Here is a 24,626-nt window from a genome sequence, read left to right on the forward strand (position 1 = left end):
TAACCCTCTCCCCATAGGGGAGAGGGAACTCGAACACCCTCTCCCCTATGGGGAGAGGGCTGGGGTGAGGGGACCAGACCGCACAAAACTTACCCCGTCACCGCCTCTTCAACCGGCGGTTTCTCCAGCAGCGTCAGCATCGTATTCGCAATCTCGCGCTCGCCCATTACCACCTTATTCGCACCGCGCTCGGTAATGTATTCCACCTCGTCGTCATAATGCGCCCGGGCGATAATCTCAATCGTTGGGCACTTCTCGCGCGCGGAAGCCACAATCTCACCCGCTTCATAGCCGTTAGGTATGGTCAGCAGCAGCCAGCGCGCGCAGTCCAGATGCGCCAGATTCATGATCTCTTCGTTTGCCGCATTGCCCAGCACCGCACGAATACCGCGCTCGCGCAGCTCGTCGACGCGGGTGCGTGAGGTCTCAATCACAACCAGCGGAATGCCCTGCGCCATCAGCTTCTCACCGAGCAGGCTGCCCACGCGGCCAAAGCCGACCAGCAGGGCGTGATTGCAAATATCCACCGGGATCTGCTTCTCTTCTTCGATGGCCTCTTCGAGCGTCTGTTCTTCCAGCGTTTCGGTTTTATCGAGGTATTTTTCCAGCAGGGCAAACAGCACCGGGTTCAGCATAATCGACAGAATCGCTCCCGCCAGCACCAGGTTTTGCCCCGCCTGCGGCAGCAGGTTCAGGGCCATGCCGAGACCGGCCAGAATAAAGGCGAACTCACCGATCTGCGCCAGGCTGGCGGCGATGGTCAGCGCCGTCCGCGGCGAGTGGCCAAACATCCGCACCAGGAAGAAGGCGGCGAGCGATTTACCAAAGATGATGATCGCCAGCGTGCCCAGCACGGCCAGCGGCTGGTGAATCAGAACCATCGGATCAAACAGCATCCCGACGGAGACGAAAAACAGCACGGCGAAGGCGTCGCGCAGCGGCAGGGTATCGTGCGCCGCGCGGTGGCTCAGCTCGGACTCGTTCAGCACCATCCCGGCGAAGAACGCGCCCAGGGCAAAGGAGACATCAAACAGCTCTACGGCACCAAAAGCGATACCCAGCGCCAGCGCCAGCACGGAGAGGGTAAACAGCTCGCGCGAGCCGGTTGCCGCGCTGCGGGACATGATCCACGGCACCAGACGGCGGCCCACCAGCATCATGATGGCGATAAACGCCACCACCTTACCGATGGTGATGCCCATATCCAGCGCCAGCGAGGCAAAGCCGACGTTGTCTTTTTCCATCATCCCGGCGACGGCAGGCAGCAGCACCAGCGTCAACACCATCACCAGATCTTCAACAATCAGCCAGCCTATCGCGATTTGCCCGCGCTGGCTGTCTATCAGCTGTCTCTCTTCAAGCGCGCGCAGCAGCACCACGGTACTGGCGGTTGAGAGACACAGCCCAAAAACGATACCGGTCATTAACGACCAGCCCAGCACCGCCGAAAGCGCCATCCCCAGCAGCGTCGCCACCCCTATCTGGGCGATCGCTCCCGGTATGGCAATCGACTTTACCGCCATCAAATCCTTCAGGGAGAAGTGCAGGCCGACGCCAAACATCAGCAGAATCACGCCCAATTCCGCCAGCTCAGGGGCCAGTTTGGTATCCGCCACGAAGCCGGGCGTAAACGGTCCCGCCAGTACACCCGCTAACAGATAGCCGACAAGAGGAGAAATACGCAGTTTATTGGCAATCATGCCGAGGATAAAAGCGAGCACAAGTCCACCAACAATGGTGGTGATAAGCGGTGTGGCGTGGTGCATTCCGTCTCCTTTCGTTGTGGGTGTTCCTTTTTGGCGAAAACCAAAAAACCGAGTAATAGTTTATGACAATTTTTACCCTTATGTTTATGAATAATTGTTGAAGTTTGAATAAAACAGCAATATGCACGTAAAAAAGCGCATTTTGATAAATTCAGCGAGGGGATGAAGAAGAAACCCTTATGGCATCAGGGTATCAGGTAGCCAAAGTAAAACTTTGGCTACCCGTAATTCAGGCTTTATGACGGTTATCAGGCAGGAATATGGTTAACATCCCAAGAAACGGCAGGAAAGCGCAGATTTTATAAACCAGGAAGATACTGGTGTGGTCCGCGACCATCCCTAACACCGCTGCGCCAAGCCCTCCCATGCCGAAGGCGAAACCGAAAAAGAGTCCGGAAACCATACCGATACGGCCAGGCAGCAGTTCCTGGGCATAAACCAGAATGGCGGAAAAGGCGGAAGCGAGGATAAAACCAATAATCACGGTTAAAATCCCCGTCCATTCAAGGCTGGCGTACGGCAAAATAAGGGTAAACGGCGCCACGCCGAGGATAGAGCCCCAAATGACATATTTACGCCCAATCTTATCCCCCACAGGCCCGCCAATGACCGTACCGGCCGCAACGGCGAACAGGAAGGCAAACAGGTGGATCTGCGCATTCTGTACCGATAATCCGAATTTTTGCATCAGATAAAAGGTGTAATAGCTGCTGATGCTCGCCATATAGAAGTATTTCGAGAAAATCAGCACCAGCAGCACAGAGACGGCCAGGATAACCTTATTGCGCGGCAGGGGATTGATAACCTTCGCTTTAGGTTTCCCTTTATTCACGCGATGCTGAGCGGCATACCAGCGGCTGATCTGCGCCAGCACGATGATCGCCAGCAGCGCGGCCAGCACAAACCATGCCACGTTGCCTTTACCGTAAGGGGCAATAATCACCGCGGCCAGCAGCGGGCCGAGAGAGCTACCAAAGTTGCCGCCCACCTGGAAGAGGGACTGCGCCAGCCCGTGACGCCCCCCTGAAGCCATCCGCGCCACGCGCGAGGACTCCGGATGGAACACGGACGATCCGGTGCCCACCAGCGCGGCGGCAACCAGCACCGCTTCAAAACTCCCCGCCATGGCCAGCAGCACCAGCCCGCTTAAGGTAAAGCACATGCCGATCGGCAGCGACCACGGCATCGGGTATTTATCCGTCCAGTAGCCCACCACCGGCTGCAGCAGTGAGGAAGCCAGCTGGAAGGTCAGGGTGATCATCCCTATCTGCACGAAAGTTAACGAAAACTCGGACTGCAGCAGCGGATAAATGGCCAGAATCAACGACTGGATCATGTCGTTGAGCAGGTGCGAGAGGCTGATTGCGCCTAAGACTTTAAAGGAGGTGCGCGACGCCGGTGCGCCCGGAACGGGCTGGGTTGATTCACTGATTGCCATAGAGAGAAGTACCACGTCTTTAGTTATTAGAGATGCAGGGTGTAATTATTATCCGACTAACATACCCGCCCGGGACATTTGAAGAAAGTCGCAATTCTGAAAACTTATTTGTCTATTCTTGTTAGTCACTGTAATTTTTGCCTTTATCTATTGGTCAGGGAGAGAGAAGATGAAGTTAATGAAGCGGGGCGTCGCGCTGGCGCTCATCGCCGCATGGGGCCTGGTAAGCCTGCCCGCGCAGGCGTATGAAAAAGACAAAACCTATAAAATCACCATTCTGCATACCAACGATCACCACGGTCATTTCTGGCGCAGTGAATACGGCGAATATGGCCTGTCGGCACAAAAAACGCTGGTGGACGGCATTCGTAAAGAGGTTGCGGCCCAGGGTGGCAGCGTGCTGCTGCTGTCGGGGGGCGATATCAATACCGGCGTGCCGGAATCCGATTTACAGGACGCGGAACCTGATTTTCGCGGTATGAACCTGATTGGCTACGACGCGATGGCCGTGGGTAACCATGAGTTTGATAATCCCCTGACCGTGCTGCGTCAGCAGGAAAAATGGGCCAAATTCCCCTTCCTCTCCGCCAATATTTACCAGAAAAGTACCGGCGAACGCCTGTTTAAGCCGTGGGCGCTGTTTAAGCGTCAGGATCTGAAGATCGCGGTCATCGGCTTAACCACCGACGATACGGCGAAAATTGGTAACCCCGAGTTCTTTACCGATATCGAATTCCGCAAACCGGCAGACGAAGCGAAGCTGGTGATTCAGGAGCTGCAGCAAAACGAAAAGCCGGACGTGATTATCGCCACCACGCACATGGGGCACTACGACAACGGTGAGCACGGCTCCAATGCCCCCGGCGACGTGGAGATGGCGCGCAGCCTGCCTGCGGGCTCGCTGGCGATGATTGTGGGTGGTCACTCACAGGATCCGGTGTGCATGGCCTCGGAGAACAAAAAGCAGGTGGACTACGTGCCGGGCACGCCGTGCGCGCCGGACCGTCAGAACGGTATCTGGATAGTTCAGGCGCACGAATGGGGCAAATACGTGGGCCGCGCGGACTTCGAGTTCCGTAACGGTGAGATGAAGCTGGTCCATTACCAGCTCATTCCGGTCAACCTGAAGAAGAAAGTCACCTACCCGGACGGGAAAAGTGAGCGCGTACTTTACACGCCAGAGATTCCAGAAAACCAGCAGATGCTCTCCTTGCTGACGCCGTTCCAGAACAAAGGCAAGGCGCAGCTGGACGTGAAAATCGGCACGCTGAACGGTCGTCTGGAGGGGGACCGCAGTAAAGTTCGCTTCGTGCAGACCAACATGGGCCACCTGGTGCTGGCGGCGCAAATGGCGCGTACCGGCGCTGACTTCGGTGTGATGAGCGGCGGCGGCATTCGTGATTCCATCGAAGGTGGAAACATCACCTATAAAGACGTCCTGAAGGTGCAGCCGTTCGGCAACGTGGTGGTCTATGCGGATATGAGCGGGAAAGAGGTGATTGACTACCTGACCGCCGTGGCGCAGATGAAGCCGGATTCCGGGGCCTATCCGCAGTTTGCTAACGTCAGCTTCGTCGCGAAAGACGGCAAGCTTAACGATCTGAAGATCAAAGGCGAACCGGTTGACCCGGCTAAAACGTACCGTCTGGCGACGTTAAGCTTTAACGCCACCGGCGGCGACGGCTATCCGCATATTGATAACAAACCGGGATACGTGAATACCGGCTTTATCGATGCGGAAGTGCTGAAGCAGTTCATCGAGCAGAATTCGCCGATTGATGTGAATGCGTATGAGCCGAAGGGTGAGGTGAGCTGGCAGTAGTGCGGTTGTGTTGCCCGGTGGCGCTGCGCTTACCGGGCCTACGGATGAAAAATGTAGGCCCGGTAAGGCGAAGCCGCCACCGGGCAATTTTCTCAATCCCGGCGCGCAATATCCGCAAACTTCGCGTCCAGCATTTTCGCCAGATCGCCCGCCGCCAGCTCGATATCCAGCCCGCGTTTGCCGCCGGATATAAAGATAGTTTCAAACTCCTGGGAAGGCGCATCGATCAGCGTCGGCAGGCGTTTTTTCTGCCCGAGCGGACTGATCCCGCCCACCAGGTAGCCCGTGGTGCGCTGCGCCACCATCGGATCCGCCATATCCACCTTCTTCGCCCCCAGCGCTTTGGCGACTTTCTTCAGATCCAGCTGTCCCGCCACCGGGGTAACCGCGACGGCGAGGTGTTTCATATCACCGTTTACCGCAACCAGCAGCGTTTTGTAAACCTGGTCCGCGTTCAGGCCCAGCTTGCGCACCACTTCATCACCAAAGTTAGTCTCATTCGGATCGTGATCGTAAGTGTGGATCCGGAAAGAAATGTTGTTTTTTTCGAGTAATTTAACGGCGGGAGTCATAGCTATCCTTCTTACGACAGACAAATCATGCCAACAGCATACGCCTGACGTTTGTCTAAAAAATAGCACCATCTTGCGCAATAGTATTGGCAGTGATGGTCACTTTGAGCGACAATCGGCTCAACCGAAGGTCTCCTTCGGCATAATAAAAACGATGAAATTCCTCTTTGACGGGCCAATAGAAATATTGGCCATTTTTTTATTTTAACAGTGACGGCAAATTCCCTTCTCCGTACAAATGTAACGCCCCAACCGCCACCACGTAATGCCCCGCAGGTAACGCATGCAGCGTCTGCCGCCAGGCTTTGTTGCGCGCGTTCATCAGCACGTCGTACAGCGATTCGCTGAACGTCGACGGTAACGCCAGCTTACCGTCCTCAGGCGGCGCATCCAGCCACCAGCCAATCATGGTCTGCAGCAGGCGCGCGTTGGTGTGCCAGTGGGTCAACGTATCATCCAGCAGCATTAGACCGTCGTCGGGAAGCTGGCGCAGAAGCGCAATCTGGCTGTCCGTCCCTTCCAGCTCGATGATGGGCAGGCTGCGCGCCCTTGCCACGTTCAGCAGCTGGTAATCAATGCCGTAGTCACCGCGCAGTCCCAGACGCTGGGCCTGCGTGGCCTGCAGCACCATCGCAATTTGCCAGAGCGGCAGGGTGTCAATCATGGAGAGCGACACGCCGGTTTCATCCGCGACGCGCGTCAGTTCCGCAAGCTGGGCATCATCCAGACGTTCCGCCAGGGTGAGATCGCTCTCGAGCCCGGCAAACGGTGACTCCTGACCCGAAATGTCCGCCTCAACGACCAGCGCGTCGGCGCGTTTCAGCAGTTTTATCAGGCCGGGTGGCAGGGGAGACATATCCTGCGTACCCATATGGATGCTGCCGACCAGGTGCAGGTGCTGCCCGCCGGGGAGAGAGATATCCAGACCGGGCCAGGCGTAACGGCGAGGAAAGAGGGCGCGAAACGATGCTTTTATACGATTAAACAGACCCATACGCGCTCCATGAATGGAAAGGTTCATGCTAGCGCGTACGGGTACAAGGTTCAATCCTTCGGTTTAAAGCGCAGCAGCCGGTTGGCGTTGCTCACCACGGTAATGGAGGAGAGCGCCATCGCCGCGCCCGCGACCACCGGGTTAAGCAGCGTGCCGGTCAACGGCCATAAAATCCCGGCCGCGATGGGAATACCGAGGGTGTTATAGACGAACGCTCCCAGCAAGTTCTGCTTCATGTTGCGCAGCGTGGCTTTTGAAATGGCCAGCGCGTCGGCAACCCCCATCAGGCTATGGCGCATCAGCGTAATAGCAGCGGTTTCAATGGCGACATCGCTCCCGCCGCCCATGGCAATCCCCACGTCCGCCTGGGCCAGCGCCGGGGCATCGTTGATGCCGTCGCCGACCATCGCCACCTGACGACCCTGACTTTGCAGTTTCTTGATGGCGTCCGCTTTACCGTCCGGCAGTACGCCTGCAATGACCTCATCAATTCCGGCCTCTTTCGCGATGGCGTTGGCGGTGGTCGGGTTATCCCCGGTCAGCATCACCAGACGATAGCCCGCACGGTGCAGGCGCTGCAGGGCGTCCACGCTGTCCTGGCGAAGCGGATCGCGCACGGCCAGCAGCGCGGCGGCTTTGCCATCCATCGCCAGCAGAACCGGCGTGGCGCCCTGAGACGCCTGCGCTTTCAGCTCGCTTTCCAGCGCGGCGGTATCAATACCGTTTTCATTGAGCAATGCCTGGTTGCCCAGCAGCAGCGCGTGGCCTTCTGCTTCACCGCTGACGCCGAGCCCGCGCAGGGTGCGGAAATTGCTCACCTGCGGCAGGGCAGAAGCATTTGCTTTATCGAGAATGGCGCGCGCCAGCGGATGGCTGGATCCTTGCTCCAGCGCGGCGGCGAGACGCAGCGCGTCCTCTTGCGCAATGCCTGCGGTAGTGACGGCCACCACCTGCGGTTTGCCTTCGGTCAGCGTGCCGGTTTTATCAAACACCAGCGTGTCGAGGGTGCTGGCCCGCTGCAGCGCGTCGGCATCCCGCACCAGTACGCCAAATTCGGCCGCGCGGCCTACGCCGGAGATAATCGACATTGGGGTCGCCAGGCCAAGGGCGCAAGGACAGGCGATGATCAGCACCGTGGTGGCGATCACCAGGGTGTAAACAATCTGCGGTGCGGGGCCGAAGAAATACCAGATCGCCGCGCTCAGCAGGGCAATGCCGACCACCACCGGCACAAAAATGGCCGAGATTCTGTCAGCAAGCTGGCCAATTTCCGGCTTGCTGCTCTGGGCCTGGCGCACCATGCGGATGATACGCGACAGCGTCGTGTGGCTGCCGACGGCGCTGGCGGTAAACAGCACGCTGCCGTCCTGCACCACCGTCCCGGCATGAACGGCGTCGCCGTCTGATTTCTGCTGAGGGATAGGCTCACCGGTCAGCATCGCTTCATCCAGCCAGGCTTCGCCCTGGGTTATCTTACCGTCAACGGGAACGCGATCGCCCGTCGTCAGGCGCAGCGTCATGCCGGGCTGAACTTCCGCCAGCGGGACGCTTTTCTCCCCCTCGTCCGTGACCACGCGGGCCGTCGGCGGGGTTAAATCAAGCAATCTTTCCAGCGCTTTCGAGGAGCGCTGGCGGGCGCGGGCTTCCAGCATATGGCCCAGGTTAATCAGGCCGATAATCATCGCGCTCGCTTCATAGTAAAGATGCCGCGCCTCCATCGGGAACCACTGGGGCCAGACGTTCACGCTCATCGAATAGAGCCACGCCGCGCCGGTACCGAGCGCCACCAGCGTATCCATTGTCGCGGTGCGGTTTTTCAGGCTTTTCCAGGCGCTGGTATAGAAATGTCCGCCTGCAAACACCATCACCGCAAGGGTAATCAGGCCAATCACCAGCCACAGCGTACGGTTGCCGTCGGTGACCATCATGTTGTCGCCGATCATCCCCCACACCATCACCGGAATACCCACCAGCAGAGCGACAATCGCCTGCCAGCGGAAGCGTTTCATGGTGGCGATAGCCGTTTCCTGCTGGCGCTCGCGGCGCTCGGCATCATCTTCGATAGCCTCCGCCCCGTAGCCCGCTTTCTCAACGGCCTGCACTAAATCTGCGGCGGAGGCACTGCCCATCACCAGCGCAGTACGCTCCGCAAGATTGACCCGTGCCTGCGCGACGCCCGGTACGGCCTGCAAGGCGTTTTGTACCCGGGAGACGCAGCTGGCGCAGCTCATGCCGTTGATCAGCAGCTGTTTGCTGTCGTCAATATCATCCGCTGCCGGAAGCTCAGGAGTGGCCGCTGTCAGCGCTTCCGACGGGGATGATGACTCTGCCAGCGGTTTAGCCTTTGGGTGGCTTAACTCCGCCCCGTAACCTGCCTGCTTGATGGTATCGATCAGCGCATCCGCGCTGGCGCTGCCGGTCACGGCGGCATGATCGATAGTCACCTCAGCGCTTTCAACGTCAGGGCGCTGTTCCAGGCTTTCTTTAACGCGTTTGACACAGTGGCCGCATGAGAGGCCGTCCAGCGTCAGGTCGATAGTGTGAGACATAACAAAACTCCCGTATAATGAACTGGTCAGTAGTTGACCGGAGTAACGCTTTTCGCTAACTGTTATGAAGGTTAAACCTTCCATCAAGGGGAAGGTCAAGGGGGAAATGTGAATATCAGTGACGTGGCAAAAAAAACTGGCTTAACCAGCAAGGCAATCCGCTTTTATGAAGAGAAGGGGCTGGTAACGCCGCCGCTGCGCAGCGAAAACGGCTACCGCAGCTATACGAAACTGCATATTGATGAGCTGACGCTACTGCGCCAGGCAAGGCAGGTCGGTTTTAATCTGGAAGAGTGTGGCGAGCTGGTTAACCTGTTTAACGATCCGAAGCGTCATAGCGCCGACGTGAAAAAACGCACGCTGGAAAAAGTGGCCGAGATCGAACGCCACATCATCGAGCTGCAGGCGATGCGCGAACAGCTGTTGCAGCTCGCGGAATCCTGTCCGGGGGATGACAGCGCCGACTGCCCGATTATCGACAATCTTGCCGGCTGCTGTCATCGTAAGGCTTCTGCTTAGCAGGCTTTCACCCGCAGGGTAATGCCTTCCACCGCAATGACCTCAACCCGCGTGCCGGCGCTGAGGTCGTCGTCGGCGACCACCGGCCACGAGCTGTCGCCCACGCGCATATGCCCGCGCCCGTTCACCAGCGCGGTGTCGAGCGTAAAACGCTTGCCGACAATCTGCTGTCCGCGCTGGTTAAGGTGCGCGTCCAGCGGCTTCTGCTCCTTAACCCGCCGGTTTAGCCAGCGCCACCACAGCCACGCTGCCACCAGCGTGAGCACGGCAAACAGTGCGCCCTGCCACGCCCAGTCCAGCGGAAGGATCCAGACCAGAAGGCCAGTAATGACGGCGGCAACACCGCTCCAGAGCAGGTAGCCGTTGCCGCCCAGCATCTCCGCCGCCAGCAATAAGCCACCGAGGCTTAGCCAGAAGGCGTGAGGATGTGCAACAATCAGCTCAATCATTTTTTACGCTCGTTTCCGCTGTCTTTGATAAGCTCTGCAATACCGGCGATAGAGCCCATCAGGCTGCTGGCCTCCAGCGGCATCATCACCACCTTGCTGTTGTTCGCGGAGCCGATCTCTTTCAGCGCATCGGTATATTTTTGCGCGACAAAGTAGTTCACGGCCTGGATATCACCGGCGGCAATCGCCTCGGAGACCATCTGCGTCGCACGGGCTTCCGCTTCTGCCGAACGTTCACGCGCTTCCGCCTGTAAGAATGCGGATTGACGATCGCCTTCCGCTTTCAGGATCTGCGACTGTTTTTCCCCTTCCGCTTTGAGGATCTCCGCCTGACGCACCCCTTCGGCTTCCAGAATGTAGGCGCGCTTGGTTCGCTCGGCCTTCATCTGGGCGTTCATGGAAGCGATCAGCTCCGCCGGTGGGCGCACGTCGCGGATCTCGATACGAGTGACCTTGATCCCCCACGGGTTGGTTGCCTCATCGACAATATGCAGCAGGCGGGTATTGATGCTGTCGCGCTGGGAAAGCATCTCGTCCAGCTCCATCGAGCCGAGCACGGTACGGATGTTGGTCATCGTCAGGTTGACGATCGCCAGCTCCAGGTTGCTGACCTCATACGCCGCTTTCGGCGCATCAATCACCTGAATAAAGCAGACGGCGTCGATGGTGACGTTGGCGTTATCCTTGGAGATGATCTCCTGAGAAGGAATGTCCAGCACCTGTTCCATCATGTTGATCTTGCGACCGATTCTGTCCATGAACGGAACAATCAGGCTTAAGCCCGGCTGGAGCGTGTTGGTGTATCGACCGAAACGCTCAACGGTCCACTGATAACCCTGAGGGACAATTTTGACGCCTGCGCCCACAATAACCAGCGCAACAAAAATAAGGACAGGAACAACGATAAGCATAAAAACCTCCTGTTTTGCATGCTGTGACGAGAGATGTGTGTGTTTATTGCTCGTAAGTATAGGTAAAGTCAGAGATGAAGCCATCACCCGCTTCGGCAATGGCTTTGGATAATCCCTGGTAGTACTTCTCCAGCCCCAACGCTTCAATACGCTGGATCTGTTCGCGGATAGGGGCGCAGAACAGAACGGCATTCCCCGCTTCTACGCGTTTGTTATTCGGTGGAAGGTCGCCCGCGATGGCTTTGAACCACGTTCTGATGCCTTGTTTTAAATTATGCGGCGCTTTTGTCAGGTTATCCATGCCCGTCAGGACCTGCAGGGTAGGGAACTCGTCGGCCAGCACGGCGGTTTTCATGCGCGCAAAGAACTGGCTGAACAATTCAAACGATCCCAGATCGGTCACGCGCGGTTTGGTGGTTTTACCGTTCTTATTGCCGATTTTACCTGCGGCTGACGCTGAGGCCGGAACCGCATTCACCTTTTCCAGCTCCAGCCCGAATAGCAAATTACAGTGCGCGCGGCGCTCTTTCAGCGGGTAGGACATCAGCACGTCAATGAATCGGGTGGCTTTCACATCCGCAAGATCGTGGTTGATAAGCCACTGGGTACGAGAAAATTCAGCCGGAGAGACGAACCAGTCGGGTACCTCATTGAAGCGTTTTGATTTTCCCTTGCCGTCAAATTCAAGGAAGTGTGTCCCGTTGTCGAAGGCGAAATAGCAGTTTTTGAAACTGCCGATCGTGGTGTTCACGATGAGCGCCTTCTTAACAAAATCCACCACCTCTGCACCAATCACAAAACGCGTGAGTTCCGACGATTTGATGACTTCCATTAATGTTTCGACATCAGGAACACCAGGCTTCAGGGAAGGAAACTCATAAAAGATATGTGCCATGTCGCATACTTCCTGTAGTGATGGTGGTGACAAATAACAAACAAAAAGTTTAACACTTGCTTAAGCGTGAGGCTATTCGCTCTGTGCAGGCGAAAGGATTATGCTACAGGCGTTTCTTACAATAAGCGGTTAACGGAAGCGTAATGAACGATAAAAAAAAACTATTACAACTCAGGGATATCGGATTTCGTGTCGGGGAAAATACTATTCTTCAGCACGTCGGGTTTAGCCTGTCGCCGGGCGAGTTTAAACTCATCACGGGTCCCTCAGGCTGCGGTAAAAGCACGCTGCTGAAGATGGTGGCTTCCCTCCTCAGCCCGACGGAGGGAACCATTCTGTTTGAAGGAGAGGATATCGCAACGCTGTCCCCGGAAAGCTATCGCCAGCAGGTCTCCTACTGCGTGCAAACCCCCACGCTTTTTGGCGACACAGTTTATGACAACCTGATTTTCCCGTGGCAAATCCGCAATAAAACGCCGGAGCCGGAAAAATTTATCAGCGATCTGACCCGCTTTGGCCTGGCGCAGGAGACGTTAACCAAATCCATCAATGCGCTGTCGGGGGGAGAAAAGCAGCGCGTCTCGCTGATCCGTAATCTGCAGTTTTTACCGAAGGTGCTGTTGCTGGACGAAATTACCAGCGCGCTTGATGACGCCAACAAGCGCAACGTCAACGAGATTATTCATCGCTACGCCCGGGAGCAGAATATTGCCGTGCTGTGGGTGACGCACGACGCTAACGAAATTACCCATGCGGATGACGTGATTACGCTTCAGCCGCACGGCGGGAAAATGCAGGAGGCAAACCGTGGGTGAGCATAACATTACCAATGAATCACTGGCGTTTTCGATGGTGCTGGTGCTGATTGCGATTGTAGTCAGCTACCGGGAAAAGCTGGGGCTGGAAAAAGATATTGTGTGGAGTATCTGCCGCGCGGTGGTTCAGCTCATCATCGTCGGCTATGTGCTGAAGTATATATTCAACGTCAACCACGCGGTGCTGACGCTGCTGATGGTGCTCTTTATCTGTTTCAACGCGGCGTGGAATGCGAAAAAGCGCAGTAAATACATTGATAAGGCGTTTATCTCGTCGTTTATCGCCATTACCACCGGGACAGCGCTCACCCTGGCGGTGCTGGTGCTCTCCGGCTCGATTGCGTTTACGCCGATGCAGGTTATCCCTATCTCCGGGATGATTGCGGGGAACGCCATGGTGGCCGTTGGGCTGTGTTATAACAATCTCGGCCAGCGTTTCAGCAGTGAACAGCAGCAGCTGCAGGAGAAATTAAGCCTGGGGGCGACGCCTAAGGTAGCCTCGGCGCGGCTGATTCGTGAGAGCATTCGCTCATCGCTGATCCCAACGGTAGATTCAGCCAAAACGGTGGGGTTGGTGAGCCTGCCGGGCATGATGTCGGGGCTGATTTTTGCCGGTATCGATCCGGTAAAAGCGATTAAGTATCAGATCATGGTGACGTTTATGCTGCTTTCCACAGCAAGCCTGTCAACCATTATTGCCTGTTACCTGACCTATCGGAAGTTCTACAACGCGCGCCACCAGCTGGTGGTGACGCAGTTGAAAAACGTGCGCTGATTGTGCCGGGCGGCACTGCGTTTGCCCGGCCTACGATTCGTGCTTTTATAGGCCCGGTAAGGCGAAGCCGCCACCGGGCTTTTTTGTCAGTACAGCAGGGCGTACAGCTGACGACGATACTTCGACGCCAGCGCGTCTCCGGTGCCCAGCGCGGCCAGGATCTCCTGGAACATCTTACGCGCCTGACCGTCTGCGGCGGCCAGATCTTTTTGCAGATGGCTAAACAGCAGCTCAAGCGCTTCTTCGTTGCGTCCCACCTGGTGCAGCTGCAGCGCCAGCTGGCTTGCCAGCGCGGCGTCGGCCGGGTTGTCGGCGACCTGCTGCTGCAGCTGCTGAATTTCCGGGGTGTCCGCGGCCTGTTTCAGCAGCTCAATTTGTGCGACCAGCCCCTGATAGCGGGTGTCCTGATCCTGCAGCGGAACCGTTTTGAGTACGGCCTCCGCGTCTTCTGAGCGGTGCAGGGCGATCTGCGTTTCCGCCAGCAGCAGGCCAATCTGGCTGTTCTGATTCGACAGCTGCCACGCGTCTTTGAGCAGCGGCAGCGCCTCGTCGTATTTGCCTTCCTGCATCAGCGCCATGCCTTCCTGCGCTTTCAGCTCTTCTTCGCGCGGCAGCACTTTATCCAGCAGGGCGCGGATAGCCTCCTCCGGCTGCGGCCCCTGGAAGCCGTCAACAGGCTGACCGTTCTGGAACAGATAGACCGTAGGAATGGCGCGCAGGCCAAACTGGGACGCCACCATCGGCTCGGCGTCGCAGTCCAGCTTAGCGAGAATGAACTGACCGTTGTACTGGGCGGCAAGGCTCTCCAGCACCGGCGTCAGCTGCAGGCAGTGTTGGCTGCGTTCAGACCAGAAGTAGAACAGCACCGGTTTGGTCATCGACTGTTCAAGGGTCTGTTGCAGGTTAGCTTCTGTAATATTGACGATATTCTGTACGGACATGCGGCTTTCTCTTTTGTCGGTTTGTTCTTTACATGGGGATGCGCGTCGTCGCTTCAACTCAACCGTGTAAAATTTTGTCCATCATTCGGCCCGGCAGCAGGCGTTTTAACCAGCCTACGGCGTGGGTGACCAGCGTCACCGGATAGCGCATTTTGGGATGTTCGCTCTCAAAAGCATGGCGCACTTTGGCTACCACCGCCTCTGGCCCGAGGGTAAAACGTGCGGCAATGCCGGGGTTCTCGACCGGTTTATCCGCCTGCGTCTGGTTCACGTTTTCGGTAAAGCGGGTGCGGATCGGGCCGGGTTCAATCAGGCTGACCTTAATGCCGCTGTGGCGCAGCTCCATGCGCAGGGCGTCGGACCAGGCCTCCAGCGCATATTTGCTGGCGGCGTAGGCGCCGCGGCCCGGGGTGGAAATCAGCCCCATCACTGACGATGTCATCACGATGCGCCCTTCACCGTGGGGCAGCATCGCGGGGAGCAGACGCATGGTGAGCTGATGCACGCCGAAGAAATTGGTCGAAAACTGTTTCTCCAGCGTTTCGCGGGAGAGCGTATCCAGCGGGCCATATACGCCGTAGCCGGCATTGTTAAAGAGCCCGTAGAGACGATTGTCGGTCAGCGCGATCACTTCATCGGCGGCGCGTTCAACGCTCTTCGGCGAGTCCATATCCAGCAGTACGCCGGTAAAGCCCAGCCCGTTCATGCGTTCGACATCGCCGGGTTTACGACAGGCCGCCAGGACCCGAAACCCCTGGCGCTTCAGTTCGAGCGCGCTTTCCAGACCGATTCCACTGGAACATCCTGTAATTAAGACCGATTTTTGCATAACTTTACCTGTCAGGATCTCCGCTTAATCAGGAGTCATGTTTAACTAAAGGAGCCAGCCGCGTTGCCATCCAGTCGGCAATAAACGGCTGCGCATCGCGATTGGGGTGGATCCCGTCGTCTTGCATCCACTGGGGTTTGAGATAGACCTCTTCCATGAAAAATGGCAGCAGCGGAATATCAAACTCTTTGGCAAGCTTAGGGTAGATCGCGCTAAAGGCCTCATTATACCGACGACCGTAGTTGGCGGGCAGGCGAATTTGCATCAGCAGCGGTTGAGCGTTTGCCGCCTTGATGTCCTGCAAAATGGTGCGCAGCGTTTGCTCGGTTTGCTGAGGCTGGAAACCGCGCAGTCCATCATTACCGCCAAGCTCCACCAGCACCCAGCGCGGCTGGTGCTGTTTGAGCAGCGCAGGCAGGCGCGACAGGCCCTGCTGCGAGGTATCACCGCTGATGCTGGCGTTGATTACAGCGGTTTTGCTCTGCCATTTGTCATTGAGCAGGGCGGGCCAGGCCGCGCTGGCCGCCATGCGATAGCCTGCGCTCAGGCTGTCGCCGAGAACCAGTAACGTGTCCGCTGCCGCCGCGCGGAAGGTCATCAGAATCAAAAACAGGAAGGGCAAATGCCAGCGGAAAACAGTGTTGAAGTTCATCATCTTAAGAAGTCCGTCGGTCAGGGGGAACACGAGCTTTCCATCCTTACTGGAGTTGAACTCGTTGTCAAACGCGCTGAAACCATCGCGCTGATTGGCGAATCCGGTTCCGGCAAGTCCACGCTGCTGGCGATTTTAGCCGGTCTGGACGACGGTAGCAGCGGCGAGGTCCACCTTGTCGGGCAGCCGCTGCATCAGCTTGATGAAGAGGCGCGGGCCGCGCTGCGCGCGCGCCACGTTGGTTTTGTCTTCCAGTCCTTCATGCTGATCCCGACCCTGAACGCGCTGGAAAACGTCGAACTCCCGGCGCTGCTGCGCGGTGAAAACAGCCGTGAAAGCCGCACGCATGCGAAGGCGCTGCTGGAACAGCTCGGTCTGGGGAAACGTCTCGACCATCTTCCCGCGCAGCTTTCCGGCGGCGAGCAGCAGCGCGTGGCGCTGGCGCGGGCGTTCAACGGCCGTCCCGAAGTCCTGTTTGCCGATGAGCCCACCGGTAACCTTGACCGTAAAACCGGAGACAGGATTGCCGACCTGCTGTTTTCGCTCAACCGCGAGCACGGCACCACGCTGATCCTCGTGACCCACGATCCTCAGCTCGCCGCCCGCTGCGACCGTCGCCTGCGGCTGGTCAACGGTATTCTTCAGGAGGAGGCATGATTACCCGCTGGTTCTGGCGCGAGTGGCGTTCCCCCTCGCTGCTGATCGTCTGGCTGGCGCTCAGTCTGGCGGTGGCCTGCGTGCTGGCGCTCGGCAGCGTCAGCGACCGCATGGAAAAAGGGCTCAGCCAGCAAAGCCGGGAGTTTATGGCGGGGGACAGGACGCTGCAAAGCTCCCGCCCGGTACCGTCGGGCTGGATTGACGAAGCGCGCAAAGAAGGGCTGAAGGTGGGGGAGCAGATAACCTTCCAGACCATGACCTTTGCGGGCGACACGCCGCAGCTTGCCAGCGTGAAGGCCGTGGATGACATCTACCCGATGTACGGTGACTTACAAACCAGCCCGCCGGGGTTAAAGCCGACGCCTGGTACGGTGCTGCTGGCATCACGTCTGATGGCGCTTCTGAACCTCAAACCCGGCGACAGTATCGACGTCGGTGACGCCACGCTGAAAATCGCCGGGGAAGTGGTGCAGGAGCCCGACTCCGGCTTTAATCCCTTCCAGCTTGCACCCCGCCTGCTGATGAACACCGCGGATGTTGCGGCAACCCATGCCGTTCAGCCGGGCAGCCGCGTCACCTGGCGCTACAAGTTTGGCGGCACGCCTGCCCAGCTTGACGCGTATGAAAAATGGCTTCTGCCGCAGTTAAAACCGGAACACCGCTGGTACGGGCTGGAGCAGGACGAAGGGGCGCTGGGTAAATCTCTCGAGCGTTCTCAGCAGTTCCTGCTGCTGTCGGCATTGTTGACCCTGCTGCTGGCGGTGGCGGCGGTGGCCGTGGCGATGGGGCACTACTGCCGCAGCCGTTACGACCTGGTGGCGATCCTCAAAACCCTGGGGGCGGGCAGGGCGCAGCTGCGCAAGCTGATCGTCGGCCAGTGGCTGATGCTGCTGGTCCTCTCCGCGATTACTGGCGGAATAATGGGGCTGCTGTTTGAAAAACTGCTGATGGTGATGCTGAAACCGGTGCTCCCGGCCGCATTGCCGCCCGCCAGCCTCTGGCCGTGGCTGTGGGCAATCGGCGCGATGACGGTGATCTCGGTGCTGGTGGGGCTACGACCCTACCGCCTGCTGCTCGCAACGCAGCCGCTGCGCGTGCTCCGCAACGATGTAGTGGCGAACGTCTGGCCGCTGAAGTTCTACCTTCCGGTGATTATTGCAGTGGCGGTGGGGCTTCTGGCGTGGCTGATGGGGGGCAGCACGCTGCTGTGGGCGGTACTGGCCGGGGCGGTGGTGCTGGCGCTGCTGTGCGGTGTGCTGGGCTGGATACTGCTCAACGTCCTGAAGAGGCTGACGGTAAAATCCCTGCCCGTGCGTCTGGCGGTCAACCGCCTGCTGCATCAGCCGTGGTCAACGCTCAGCCAGCTGTCGGCCTTCTCGCTGTCGTTTATGCTGCTGGCGCTGCTTTTAGTGCTGCGCGGGGATCTGCTCGATCGCTGGCAGCAGCAGCTTCCGCCGGAAAGCCCGAACTATTTCCTGATCAACATTGCCCAAGAACAGGTCACGCCGCTGAAGGGCTTCCTGTCGGAGCATCACATTATCCCTGAGTCGTTCTATCCCATCGTTCGCGCGCGTCTGACGCAGATCAACGGTCAGCCAACGGAGGGGAACAAGGACGAGTCGCTGAACCGCGAGCTGAACCTGACCTGGCAGGAGAAACGCCCTGACCACAACCCGATAACCGCCGGTATCTGGCCGCCAAAAGCGGGGGAAGTGTCGATGGAGGAAGGGCTGGCGACGCGCCTGAACGTGAAGCTCGGGGACAGCGTGACCTTTACCGGCGATACCCAGGATTTCACCGCGAAAGTCACCAGCCTGCGTAAAGTGGACTGGGAAAGCCTGCGGCCAAACTTCTTCTTTATTTTCCCGCCAGGCGCGCTGGACGGTCAGCCGCAGAGCTGGCTGACCAGCTTCCGCTGGGAGAACGGCAACGGCATGCTGACCCAGCTCAACCGGGAGTTTCCAACGGTTAGCCTGCTGGATATTGGGGCGATCCTGAAGCAGGTCGGGCAGGTTCTGGAGCAGGTGAGCCGCGCGCTGGAGGTGATGGTGGTGCTGGTGACGATCTGCGGCGTGCTGTTGCTGCTGGCCCAGGTGCAGGTGGGCATGCGCCAGCGCCATCAGGAGCTGGTGGTTTACCGCACGCTGGGGGCCGGAAAGCGGCTGCTGCGGATGACGCTCTGGAGCGAGTTTGCGCTGCTGGGGCTGGTGGCGGGTCTGGTGGCGGCCATTGGCGCAGAGACGGCGCTGGCGGTGCTGCAGACAAAGGTCTTTGACTTCCCGTGGGAGCCTGACTGGCGCCTCTGGTTGATCCTGCCTCTCTGTGGCGCGGTGCTGCTTTCTCTCTGCGGAGGCTGGCTCGGCACGCGGCTGTTAAAGGGGAAAGCCCTGTTCCGTCAGTTTGCGAGTTGATTTAGCGAAGTGATAGTTGCGCACCGGTTTTTAATGCCGGTGCGCAGTGTTTAAATAGCACAAAGTGATAATACCCACTCATTTAGTAGCACAAAACATTAAAAACCCGAACACACAGCCCGATTATTTCCAGTTAATATTCACCCGCTAAATATTTAGCAGCGTGTCTATTAAGGAAAAATAATGACTATAAAAAAATCAGCGCTGGCGGCAACGATCGGCGCGGCAGTGGCATTGACTACCTTCGCTTCTCAGGCGGAAATCACCGTTCTTAAGCAGGATCCTCAGGCGGGTAACCCGCTGAGCCGCCTGAACTTCACCGTTGGCGGCAGTATTCGTCCTCAGTTCCAGAACATGACCGGCGACGACGGTAAAAACAGCTACAAGCGTAACGGCTTTGACGGCGGCACCCGTTTCCGTTTCGCGGCTGATTACTACCTGTTTGATGACATCAGCTGGATCAGCTACTACGAGCTGGGTGTCAATATTCCTGCGCAGTTCAACTGGGATCACCACTACGCCGACGGCGCACACGACACCACGCGTCGTATGCTCTACACCGGTCTGAAGAGCGACACCTGGGGTACGCTGACCTTCGGTCAACAGAACAGCGTTTACTATGATGTGGTTGGCGTGAAAACCGATATCTGGGACTACGACATGATTGGTCAGGCGCCAGGTAACGGGATCAACGGCGATTACGACGGTTCTTATCGTTCACGCCAGATGCTGAAATATAAGAAAACCGTGGGCGATGCTGACATTTATGCATCCTACCTGTTTGAAGACAGCGAATACCTGCCGGGCAACGGCCTGCGCTACAAGCGTAAAGGCGGCGGTTCACTGGGTCTGGATTACCACCTGACCACCGATCTGACCTGGGGCGCCGCGTGGAACTACACCCGTGCGGATATGCGTAACCCGGACAACGGCGACAGCAAAACCTACGACCAGAACATCCTCGGTACCGCGCTGAGCTGGACGCCGGACAACTGGACCTTCTCCGCGGGCGGCGGCTGGTACCAGAACTTCCTGACCACCAAAAAAGTGTCGGTTAACGACTACTTCGCCGGTGATGCATGGGGTATTGAATACTTTGCGGGCTACAAATTCCCAATCGGCCAGTACGCGGTTAAATCCATCCAGCCTTACTTCATGGGCGACCGCATTGAGTACGTGAACGGCCGCAACTACCAGCGCATCGACAACGGCGTGGGTATCAGCTTCCAGCTGGATTACGGTTTCCGCGTGGATTACGAACACGTGTTCACCTCCAGCACCGACAACCTGGGCGACATGAACCTGGTGCGTCTGCGTTACGACTTCTAAGCCGTCTGTTCCCCGGTGGCGCTGCGCTTACCGGGGCTACAAAAGCACGCGTAGGCCGGGTAAGGCGCAGCCGCCACCCGGTTTTTTTCAGCGATCAAGCCACTCGGCAATGTCTGCGAACGTTCCGCGATACACAATCTTCTCCGCCTTTTTCGCCAGCTGATAGCCGTACATCGGGTCGTAATAGTCCTTCAGCAGCGGTGCAAGCCAGCTAAAGTGCGCGTCAGTGCTGCCAGAACGCTGCTGTTCCAGCAGCGCGGAATCTAACAGCGCGGTGAATTCTGCATATCGCTGCAGCCCCAGACGGCGGCGAATGGCGAACAGGCCGTGATGCAGGTACTCACTGTACTCTTTCCAGCCCGCTTCCTCGCCGTAGGCAGCAGAAAAGTCCGCCCACATATGGTCGAAATACTCTTCGCGCAGGCGCTCAAGGCGGACGTCAAACGGGTCTTCGACGACAACGATAGGGGCTTCAACCATGCGGTCGCGCAGGCACTCCGGCAGGTGGTTGGAGCCAATCATCCGGCCTTCATCTTCCAGCACCCAGCGCGCGGCGTCTTTTTTCAATAGCTCAACCGCAAGGTGATTTTCAAAGCTGGCCTGGGAAAGCTGCGGCGTCAGCGTGCGGCCAAACGACGAACCGCGGTGGTGCGCCAGCCCTTCCAGATCGATGCCCTGCGCGTGCTGCTTCACCAGCAGGGTTTTACCGTTTCCGGTGCAGCCGCCGATAAGCACCATCGGCTTTTGCGACTGCTCGATCGTCACCTGAATCGCCGTCTGACGCAGGGCCTTATAGCCGCCGCGGATCAGCGGGTAGTCGACACCCGCCTCTTTAAGCCAGGCCTGTGAGATATGCGAGCGCTGGCCGCCGCGCGCGCAGCAAAGATAGCCCTCCGGGTGCGCAAGGCTCGCTTCGCGCCAGGCGTTGAGGCGTGCCTCACGCGTCTCGCCGCTCACCAGTCTGTGGCCGAGCGCCAGCGCCGCGTCGGGCCCCTGGCGTTTATAGCAGGTACCAATAGCGGCACGTTCGTCGTCGTTCATTAAGGGCAGGTTAACCGCCGCAGGCATCGCGCCCTGGGCAAATTCGATCGGCGCGCGAACGTCGATTAAAGGGGTATCAGACGCGAGGATCGCGCGATAGTCCGTTCCATCGTTCATGGTTATTCCAGAAGAAAACTCAGCAGCAATGGGCGGGGATTGTACGCCGGGGAAGGGGAAGGTCAACTCCCCGGCGCAGATGTCTTACTTGAGCTTTGACTGTGCCCAGACAATACCGCTCGCGTATTCCGGCGGCAGGAGAGGGATCATCGCTTCCAGGGTGGCGCTCAGACGATCGGTATCGGTGTCGTTCAGGTTAAGGTGACCGACCTTACGACCCGCGCGAACCTCTTTGTCATACCAGTGCAGATGCACCAGCGGCAGCTTCAGCCAGTCGTAGTTCAGATCGGTGCCGATCAGGTTGATCATCACCGACGGGCTGTCCACCACCGGCTGCGGCAGCGGCAGGTCGGTGATCGCGCGCAGGTGCAGTTCGAACTGGCTGATGGACGCGCCGTTTTGCGTCCAGTGGCCGCTGTTGTGCACGCGCGGCGCAAGTTCGTTGATCAGCAGGCCGGACGGGGTGATAAAGCACTCCATCGCCATGACGCCCACATAGCCCAGTTCGTGCATGATGGCAGAGAGCATCTCTTCCGCCTGCGCCTGCTGGTCAGCATTGGCGTGCGGGAAGGCGACGCTGGTGCGCAGAATGCCGTCCTGGTGCAGGTTATGCGTCAGCGGATAAAAGACGGTATGCCCGTCGTGCCCGCGCGCGCCAACCAGCGACACTTCGCCGCTAAAGTTGATGCCCTGCTCAACGATGCATTCGCCGTAGCAGTCGTCCGGCAGTTCTGCCGTTTCTTCTGCACGCAAACGCCACTGCCCGCGGCCGTCGTAGCCGCCCACGCGGCGCTTCACGATTGCCAGCTCGCCCAGCATCGCGAAAACGTCATTCCACTCGCTTTTATCGGATAAAAGCTGCCAGGGTGCGGTCGGCAGACCGAGCTTGTCGAAAAGCTGCTTTTGCGTCAGACGGTCGGCGATGATCGGGAACACGTCGCGGTTAACGAAGGCGTTATGACGCGCCAGCTCGCGGGTCAGCGCGGTTTCCGGCCAGCGTTCGATCTCGGCGGTGATCACGCTCTGGTGGAACGGCACCGCTTCCGGTTCAGCATCCAGCCCGACGGGCCAGACGGCAATACCCAGCGGCTCACCGGCCTGACGCAGCATGCGGCCTAGCTGGCCGTTACCGAGGACGCAAACCTGCTTCATGCCGCACCCCGCGGGTCCGGATTGTCCAGCACTTCGTTAGTCTGGGCTTTACGCCAGTCCGCCAGGCGCTGATGCAATGCTTTATCGTGCGTCGCAAGAATTTGCGCTGCCAGCAGGGCTGCGTTCGCCGCACCCGCTTTACCAATCGCCAGCGTGCCGACAGGAATACCGCGTGGCATCTGGACGATGGAGTAGAGGCTATCCACACCGCTTAACGCGGCGCTTTGTACCGGGACGCCCAGAACCGGCACCAGGGTTTTGGCGGCAATCATGCCCGGCAGATGTGCTGCGCCGCCCGCGCCGGCAATGATCACCTCATAACCGTTCTCTTCGGCGCTTTCGGCGAAGCTGAACAGTTTGTCCGGTGTACGGTGCGCGGAGACCACTTCAACGTGGTGCGGAACATTCAGGATTTCAAAGATTTCGGCGGCGAACTGCATGGTAGCCCAGTCGCTTTTGGACCCCATCACGATGGCGACACGCGCCGGATTATTGCGGGAAGACATGCGTCTTAAAACTCCTGTGGTGCGAAACACACTGCTTTCGAGGGCACAGAGAATAGCATGTAATACGGGCAAGGAAAACGGTTGCGTGGCTGAGAAATAAGCGAAACGACGAGAAAAGGTTAAAACGGAAACGCGATCAGTTCGACACCTTCTGGGGTGACTTTGACCATCGATCCCTCAGTGTGCCAGGCACCCAATACCACGCGATGGGCGGGCTCACCGTTGGCCACCAGCGTATGGACATCGGGACGATGGGTATGACCGTGGATCAACCACTGGACGCCATGCTTCTCCATCACGCTCACCACGGCCTGCGGGTTCACGTCCATGATGGTCATGGATTTGCTGCTGTTGGCGGCTTTACTACCCGCGCGCATTCTGGCGGCGATGCGGTTGCGGATAAACAGCGGCAGTGCAAGGAACGCCTTTTGGATCCACGGGGTGTGGACTTTGGCGCGAAACGCCAGGTAGCCGGTATCGTCGGTGCAAAGCGTGTCGCCGTGCATGATCAGGACCTTGCGGCCATAGAGGTCGAGCACCTGCTCTTCCGGCAGCAGCGTCATGCCGCTTTCGCGGGCGTAGCGCTTGCCGATCAGGAAATCACGGTTGCCGTGAATGAAGTAGCAGGGGACGCCGGAATCTACCAGCGCGTGAACGGCGGCGGCCATTTCACGGTGCAGCGGGTTAGGGTCGTCGTCGCCAATCCAGGCTTCAAAGAGGTCGCCCAGGATGTACAGCGCATCGGCGCTTTTCGCTTCACCGCGTAAAAAACGCAGAAAACCGGCGGTTATCGCCGGTTCTTCCGTTTGCAGATGCAGATCCGCAATAAAGAGTGTCGCCACCAATTACTCGCTGACGGTCACGCTTGTAATCACAACGTCTTCTTTAGGAACGTCCTGGTGCATACCGCTGCGGCCAGTAGAGACGGCTTTGATCTTGTCAACCACGTCCATACCTTCAACCACTTCTGCGAATACGCAGTAGCCCCAACCCTGCAGGCTTTCACCGGAGAAGTTCAGGAAGTCATTGTCAGCCACGTTGATGAAGAACTGCGCGGTTGCAGAGTGAGGTGCCTGAGTACGCGCCATCGCCAGCGTGCCGCGGGTGTTTTTCAGGCCGTTGTTCGCTTCGTTTTTGATCGCTTCTTTGGTGGCTTTCTGGTTCATGCCAGGTTCGAAACCGCCGCCCTGGATCATAAAACCGTTGATCACGCGGTGGAAAATGGTGTTGTTGTAGAAACCTTCGCGGCAGTAGTCCAGGAAGTTTTTAACTGTTTCAGGCGCTTTGTCATCAAAGGTTTTGATTACGATATCGCCATGATTAGTGTGGAAAGTAACCATTTTTGCATCCTGTTCCGTTATTGTGGTACGTCGACCCGCGTTCGGGTCATCTATAGGGGCTTGTTATAGCATAACCACAGGATGCGATCACCTTGCATTGTGTGCTGCTTCGGGTTTGAATTACGGGTAGAATAGCCGGTTTTCAA

23 protein-coding genes are annotated in these 24,626 nt (G+C 58.0%); 7 read left to right on the forward strand and 16 right to left on the reverse strand.

Annotated elements, in window-relative coordinates; genetic code table 11:
- Positions 1-89 precede the first annotated feature (89 nt).
- Both ybaL and GVO84_RS05235 read right to left on the reverse strand, forming a co-directional pair.
- A complete protein-coding gene (gene ybaL / locus GVO84_RS05230; RefSeq protein WP_121425566.1) occupies positions 90-1,766 on the reverse strand; it encodes a YbaL family putative K(+) efflux transporter in 1,677 nt (558 codons plus the stop codon).
- 229 nt (positions 1,767-1,995) lie between these two features.
- Entirely contained in the window at positions 1,996-3,204 is a 1,209-nt protein-coding gene (locus GVO84_RS05235) for an MFS transporter (protein WP_159513582.1), read from the reverse strand.
- Positions 3,205-3,373: 169 nt separating this feature from the next.
- On the opposite strand from GVO84_RS05235, the gene ushA reads away from it, so the two are divergent.
- Positions 3,374-5,026, forward strand: coding sequence for a bifunctional UDP-sugar hydrolase/5'-nucleotidase UshA (gene ushA / locus GVO84_RS05240; RefSeq protein ID WP_087822113.1), 1,653 nt, complete (start codon positions 3,374-3,376; stop codon positions 5,024-5,026).
- Positions 5,027-5,118: 92 nt separating this feature from the next.
- Here the strand turns inward: ushA and ybaK are convergent, their stop codons facing one another.
- The 3 genes from ybaK to copA all read right to left on the reverse strand — a co-directional run bounded on the left by ybaK (position 5,119) and on the right by copA (position 9,141).
- Positions 5,119-5,598: a Cys-tRNA(Pro)/Cys-tRNA(Cys) deacylase YbaK gene (gene ybaK, locus GVO84_RS05245; protein WP_023310615.1), complete on the reverse strand. Its 480-nt coding sequence runs from the start codon at positions 5,596-5,598 to the stop codon at positions 5,119-5,121.
- A 199-nt stretch (positions 5,599-5,797) separates the two neighbouring features.
- Positions 5,798-6,592: a TraB/GumN family protein gene (locus GVO84_RS05250; protein WP_121425563.1), complete on the reverse strand. Its 795-nt coding sequence runs from the start codon at positions 6,590-6,592 to the stop codon at positions 5,798-5,800.
- Between the two features lie 50 nt (positions 6,593-6,642).
- A complete protein-coding gene (copA, locus tag GVO84_RS05255) occupies positions 6,643-9,141 on the reverse strand; it encodes a copper-exporting P-type ATPase CopA (protein WP_159513583.1) in 2,499 nt (832 codons plus the stop codon).
- A gap of 108 nt (positions 9,142-9,249) precedes the next feature.
- Here copA and cueR point away from each other — a divergent pair, with 108 nt between their 5' ends.
- Positions 9,250-9,660: a Cu(I)-responsive transcriptional regulator gene (gene cueR / locus GVO84_RS05260; protein ID WP_032661458.1), complete on the forward strand. Its 411-nt coding sequence runs from the start codon at positions 9,250-9,252 to the stop codon at positions 9,658-9,660.
- On the opposite strand, the gene GVO84_RS05265 is transcribed toward cueR, so the two are convergent.
- The 3 genes from GVO84_RS05265 to GVO84_RS05275 are packed head-to-tail and all read right to left on the reverse strand — an operon-like array spanning position 9,657 to position 11,915.
- Positions 9,657-10,109, reverse strand: coding sequence for an NfeD family protein (locus tag GVO84_RS05265; RefSeq protein ID WP_121425561.1), 453 nt, complete (start codon positions 10,107-10,109; stop codon positions 9,657-9,659). The two genes, cueR and GVO84_RS05265, sit on opposite strands and share 4 nt — an antisense overlap.
- A complete protein-coding gene (locus GVO84_RS05270; protein WP_032661456.1) occupies positions 10,106-11,020 on the reverse strand; it encodes an SPFH domain-containing protein in 915 nt (304 codons plus the stop codon). The genes GVO84_RS05265 and GVO84_RS05270 overlap by 4 nt, the downstream gene beginning before the upstream one ends.
- A gap of 43 nt (positions 11,021-11,063) precedes the next feature.
- Entirely contained in the window at positions 11,064-11,915 is an 852-nt protein-coding gene (locus tag GVO84_RS05275) for a hypothetical protein (protein ID WP_121425560.1), read from the reverse strand.
- 143 nt (positions 11,916-12,058) lie between these two features.
- On the opposite strand from GVO84_RS05275, the gene fetA reads away from it, so the two are divergent.
- Both fetA and fetB read left to right on the forward strand, forming a co-directional pair.
- Entirely contained in the window at positions 12,059-12,730 is a 672-nt protein-coding gene (gene fetA, locus GVO84_RS05280; protein WP_159513584.1) for an iron efflux ABC transporter ATP-binding subunit FetA, read from the forward strand.
- Positions 12,723-13,505 carry an iron efflux ABC transporter permease subunit FetB gene (gene fetB / locus GVO84_RS05285; protein WP_159513585.1) on the forward strand — a complete coding sequence of 261 codons (783 nt, stop codon included), beginning with the start codon at positions 12,723-12,725 and terminating at the stop codon, positions 13,503-13,505. Before fetA ends, fetB begins: the two co-directional genes overlap by 8 nt.
- Positions 13,506-13,591: 86 nt before the next feature.
- Here the strand turns inward: fetB and GVO84_RS05290 are convergent, their stop codons facing one another.
- The 3 genes from GVO84_RS05290 to tesA are packed head-to-tail and all read right to left on the reverse strand — an operon-like array spanning position 13,592 to position 15,927.
- The gene (locus tag GVO84_RS05290; RefSeq protein ID WP_024906867.1) at positions 13,592-14,446 is read right to left on the reverse strand and encodes a co-chaperone YbbN; all 855 of its coding nucleotides are present in this window, start codon (positions 14,444-14,446) and stop codon (positions 13,592-13,594) included.
- Positions 14,447-14,504: 58 nt separating this feature from the next.
- Positions 14,505-15,275 carry an SDR family oxidoreductase gene (locus GVO84_RS05295; protein WP_159513586.1) on the reverse strand — a complete coding sequence of 257 codons (771 nt, stop codon included), beginning with the start codon at positions 15,273-15,275 and terminating at the stop codon, positions 14,505-14,507.
- 28 nt (positions 15,276-15,303) lie between these two features.
- Positions 15,304-15,927, reverse strand: a complete 624-nt coding sequence (gene tesA, locus GVO84_RS05300) for a multifunctional acyl-CoA thioesterase I/protease I/lysophospholipase L1 (protein ID WP_047650472.1) — start codon at positions 15,925-15,927, stop codon at positions 15,304-15,306.
- Here tesA and ybbA point away from each other — a divergent pair.
- The 3 genes from ybbA (at position 15,898) to GVO84_RS05315 (ending at position 20,324) form a co-directional block, all read left to right on the forward strand.
- Positions 15,898-16,584 carry a putative ABC transporter ATP-binding protein YbbA gene (gene ybbA / locus GVO84_RS05305; protein WP_032642011.1) on the forward strand — a complete coding sequence of 229 codons (687 nt, stop codon included), beginning with the start codon at positions 15,898-15,900 and terminating at the stop codon, positions 16,582-16,584. The genes tesA and ybbA overlap by 30 nt on opposite strands.
- A complete protein-coding gene (ybbP, locus tag GVO84_RS05310; RefSeq protein WP_159513587.1) occupies positions 16,581-18,995 on the forward strand; it encodes a putative ABC transporter permease subunit YbbP in 2,415 nt (804 codons plus the stop codon). Before ybbA ends, ybbP begins: the two co-directional genes overlap by 4 nt.
- Positions 18,996-19,178: 183 nt before the next feature.
- On the forward strand, positions 19,179-20,324 hold the full coding sequence (locus GVO84_RS05315) for a porin (protein ID WP_121425555.1): 1,146 nt from the start codon (positions 19,179-19,181) through the stop codon (positions 20,322-20,324).
- A gap of 87 nt (positions 20,325-20,411) precedes the next feature.
- On the opposite strand, the gene mnmH is transcribed toward GVO84_RS05315, so the two are convergent.
- The 5 genes from mnmH to ppiB all read right to left on the reverse strand — a co-directional run bounded on the left by mnmH (position 20,412) and on the right by ppiB (position 24,480).
- Positions 20,412-21,482 (reverse strand): tRNA 2-selenouridine(34) synthase MnmH, encoded by a 1,071-nt coding sequence (mnmH, locus tag GVO84_RS05320; protein ID WP_159513588.1) that lies wholly within the window; start codon positions 21,480-21,482, stop codon positions 20,412-20,414.
- Between the two features lie 84 nt (positions 21,483-21,566).
- On the reverse strand, positions 21,567-22,634 hold the full coding sequence (gene purK, locus GVO84_RS05325; protein ID WP_159513589.1) for a 5-(carboxyamino)imidazole ribonucleotide synthase: 1,068 nt from the start codon (positions 22,632-22,634) through the stop codon (positions 21,567-21,569).
- Complete coding sequence (gene purE / locus GVO84_RS05330; RefSeq protein ID WP_159513590.1) at positions 22,631-23,140, reverse strand: 5-(carboxyamino)imidazole ribonucleotide mutase; 510 nt, start codon at positions 23,138-23,140, stop codon at positions 22,631-22,633. Before purE ends, purK begins: the two co-directional genes overlap by 4 nt.
- A 119-nt stretch (positions 23,141-23,259) precedes the next feature.
- Positions 23,260-23,982, reverse strand: a complete 723-nt coding sequence (gene lpxH, locus GVO84_RS05335) for a UDP-2,3-diacylglucosamine diphosphatase (protein ID WP_121425663.1) — start codon at positions 23,980-23,982, stop codon at positions 23,260-23,262.
- Between the two features lie 3 nt (positions 23,983-23,985).
- Positions 23,986-24,480 (reverse strand): peptidylprolyl isomerase B, encoded by a 495-nt coding sequence (gene ppiB, locus GVO84_RS05340; protein ID WP_023334762.1) that lies wholly within the window; start codon positions 24,478-24,480, stop codon positions 23,986-23,988.
- Positions 24,481-24,626: the final 146 nt, after the last annotated feature.

Source organism: Enterobacter sp. SM3 (assembly GCF_009811935.2).
GTDB classification, from domain to species: domain Bacteria; phylum Pseudomonadota; class Gammaproteobacteria; order Enterobacterales; family Enterobacteriaceae; genus Enterobacter; species Enterobacter asburiae_D.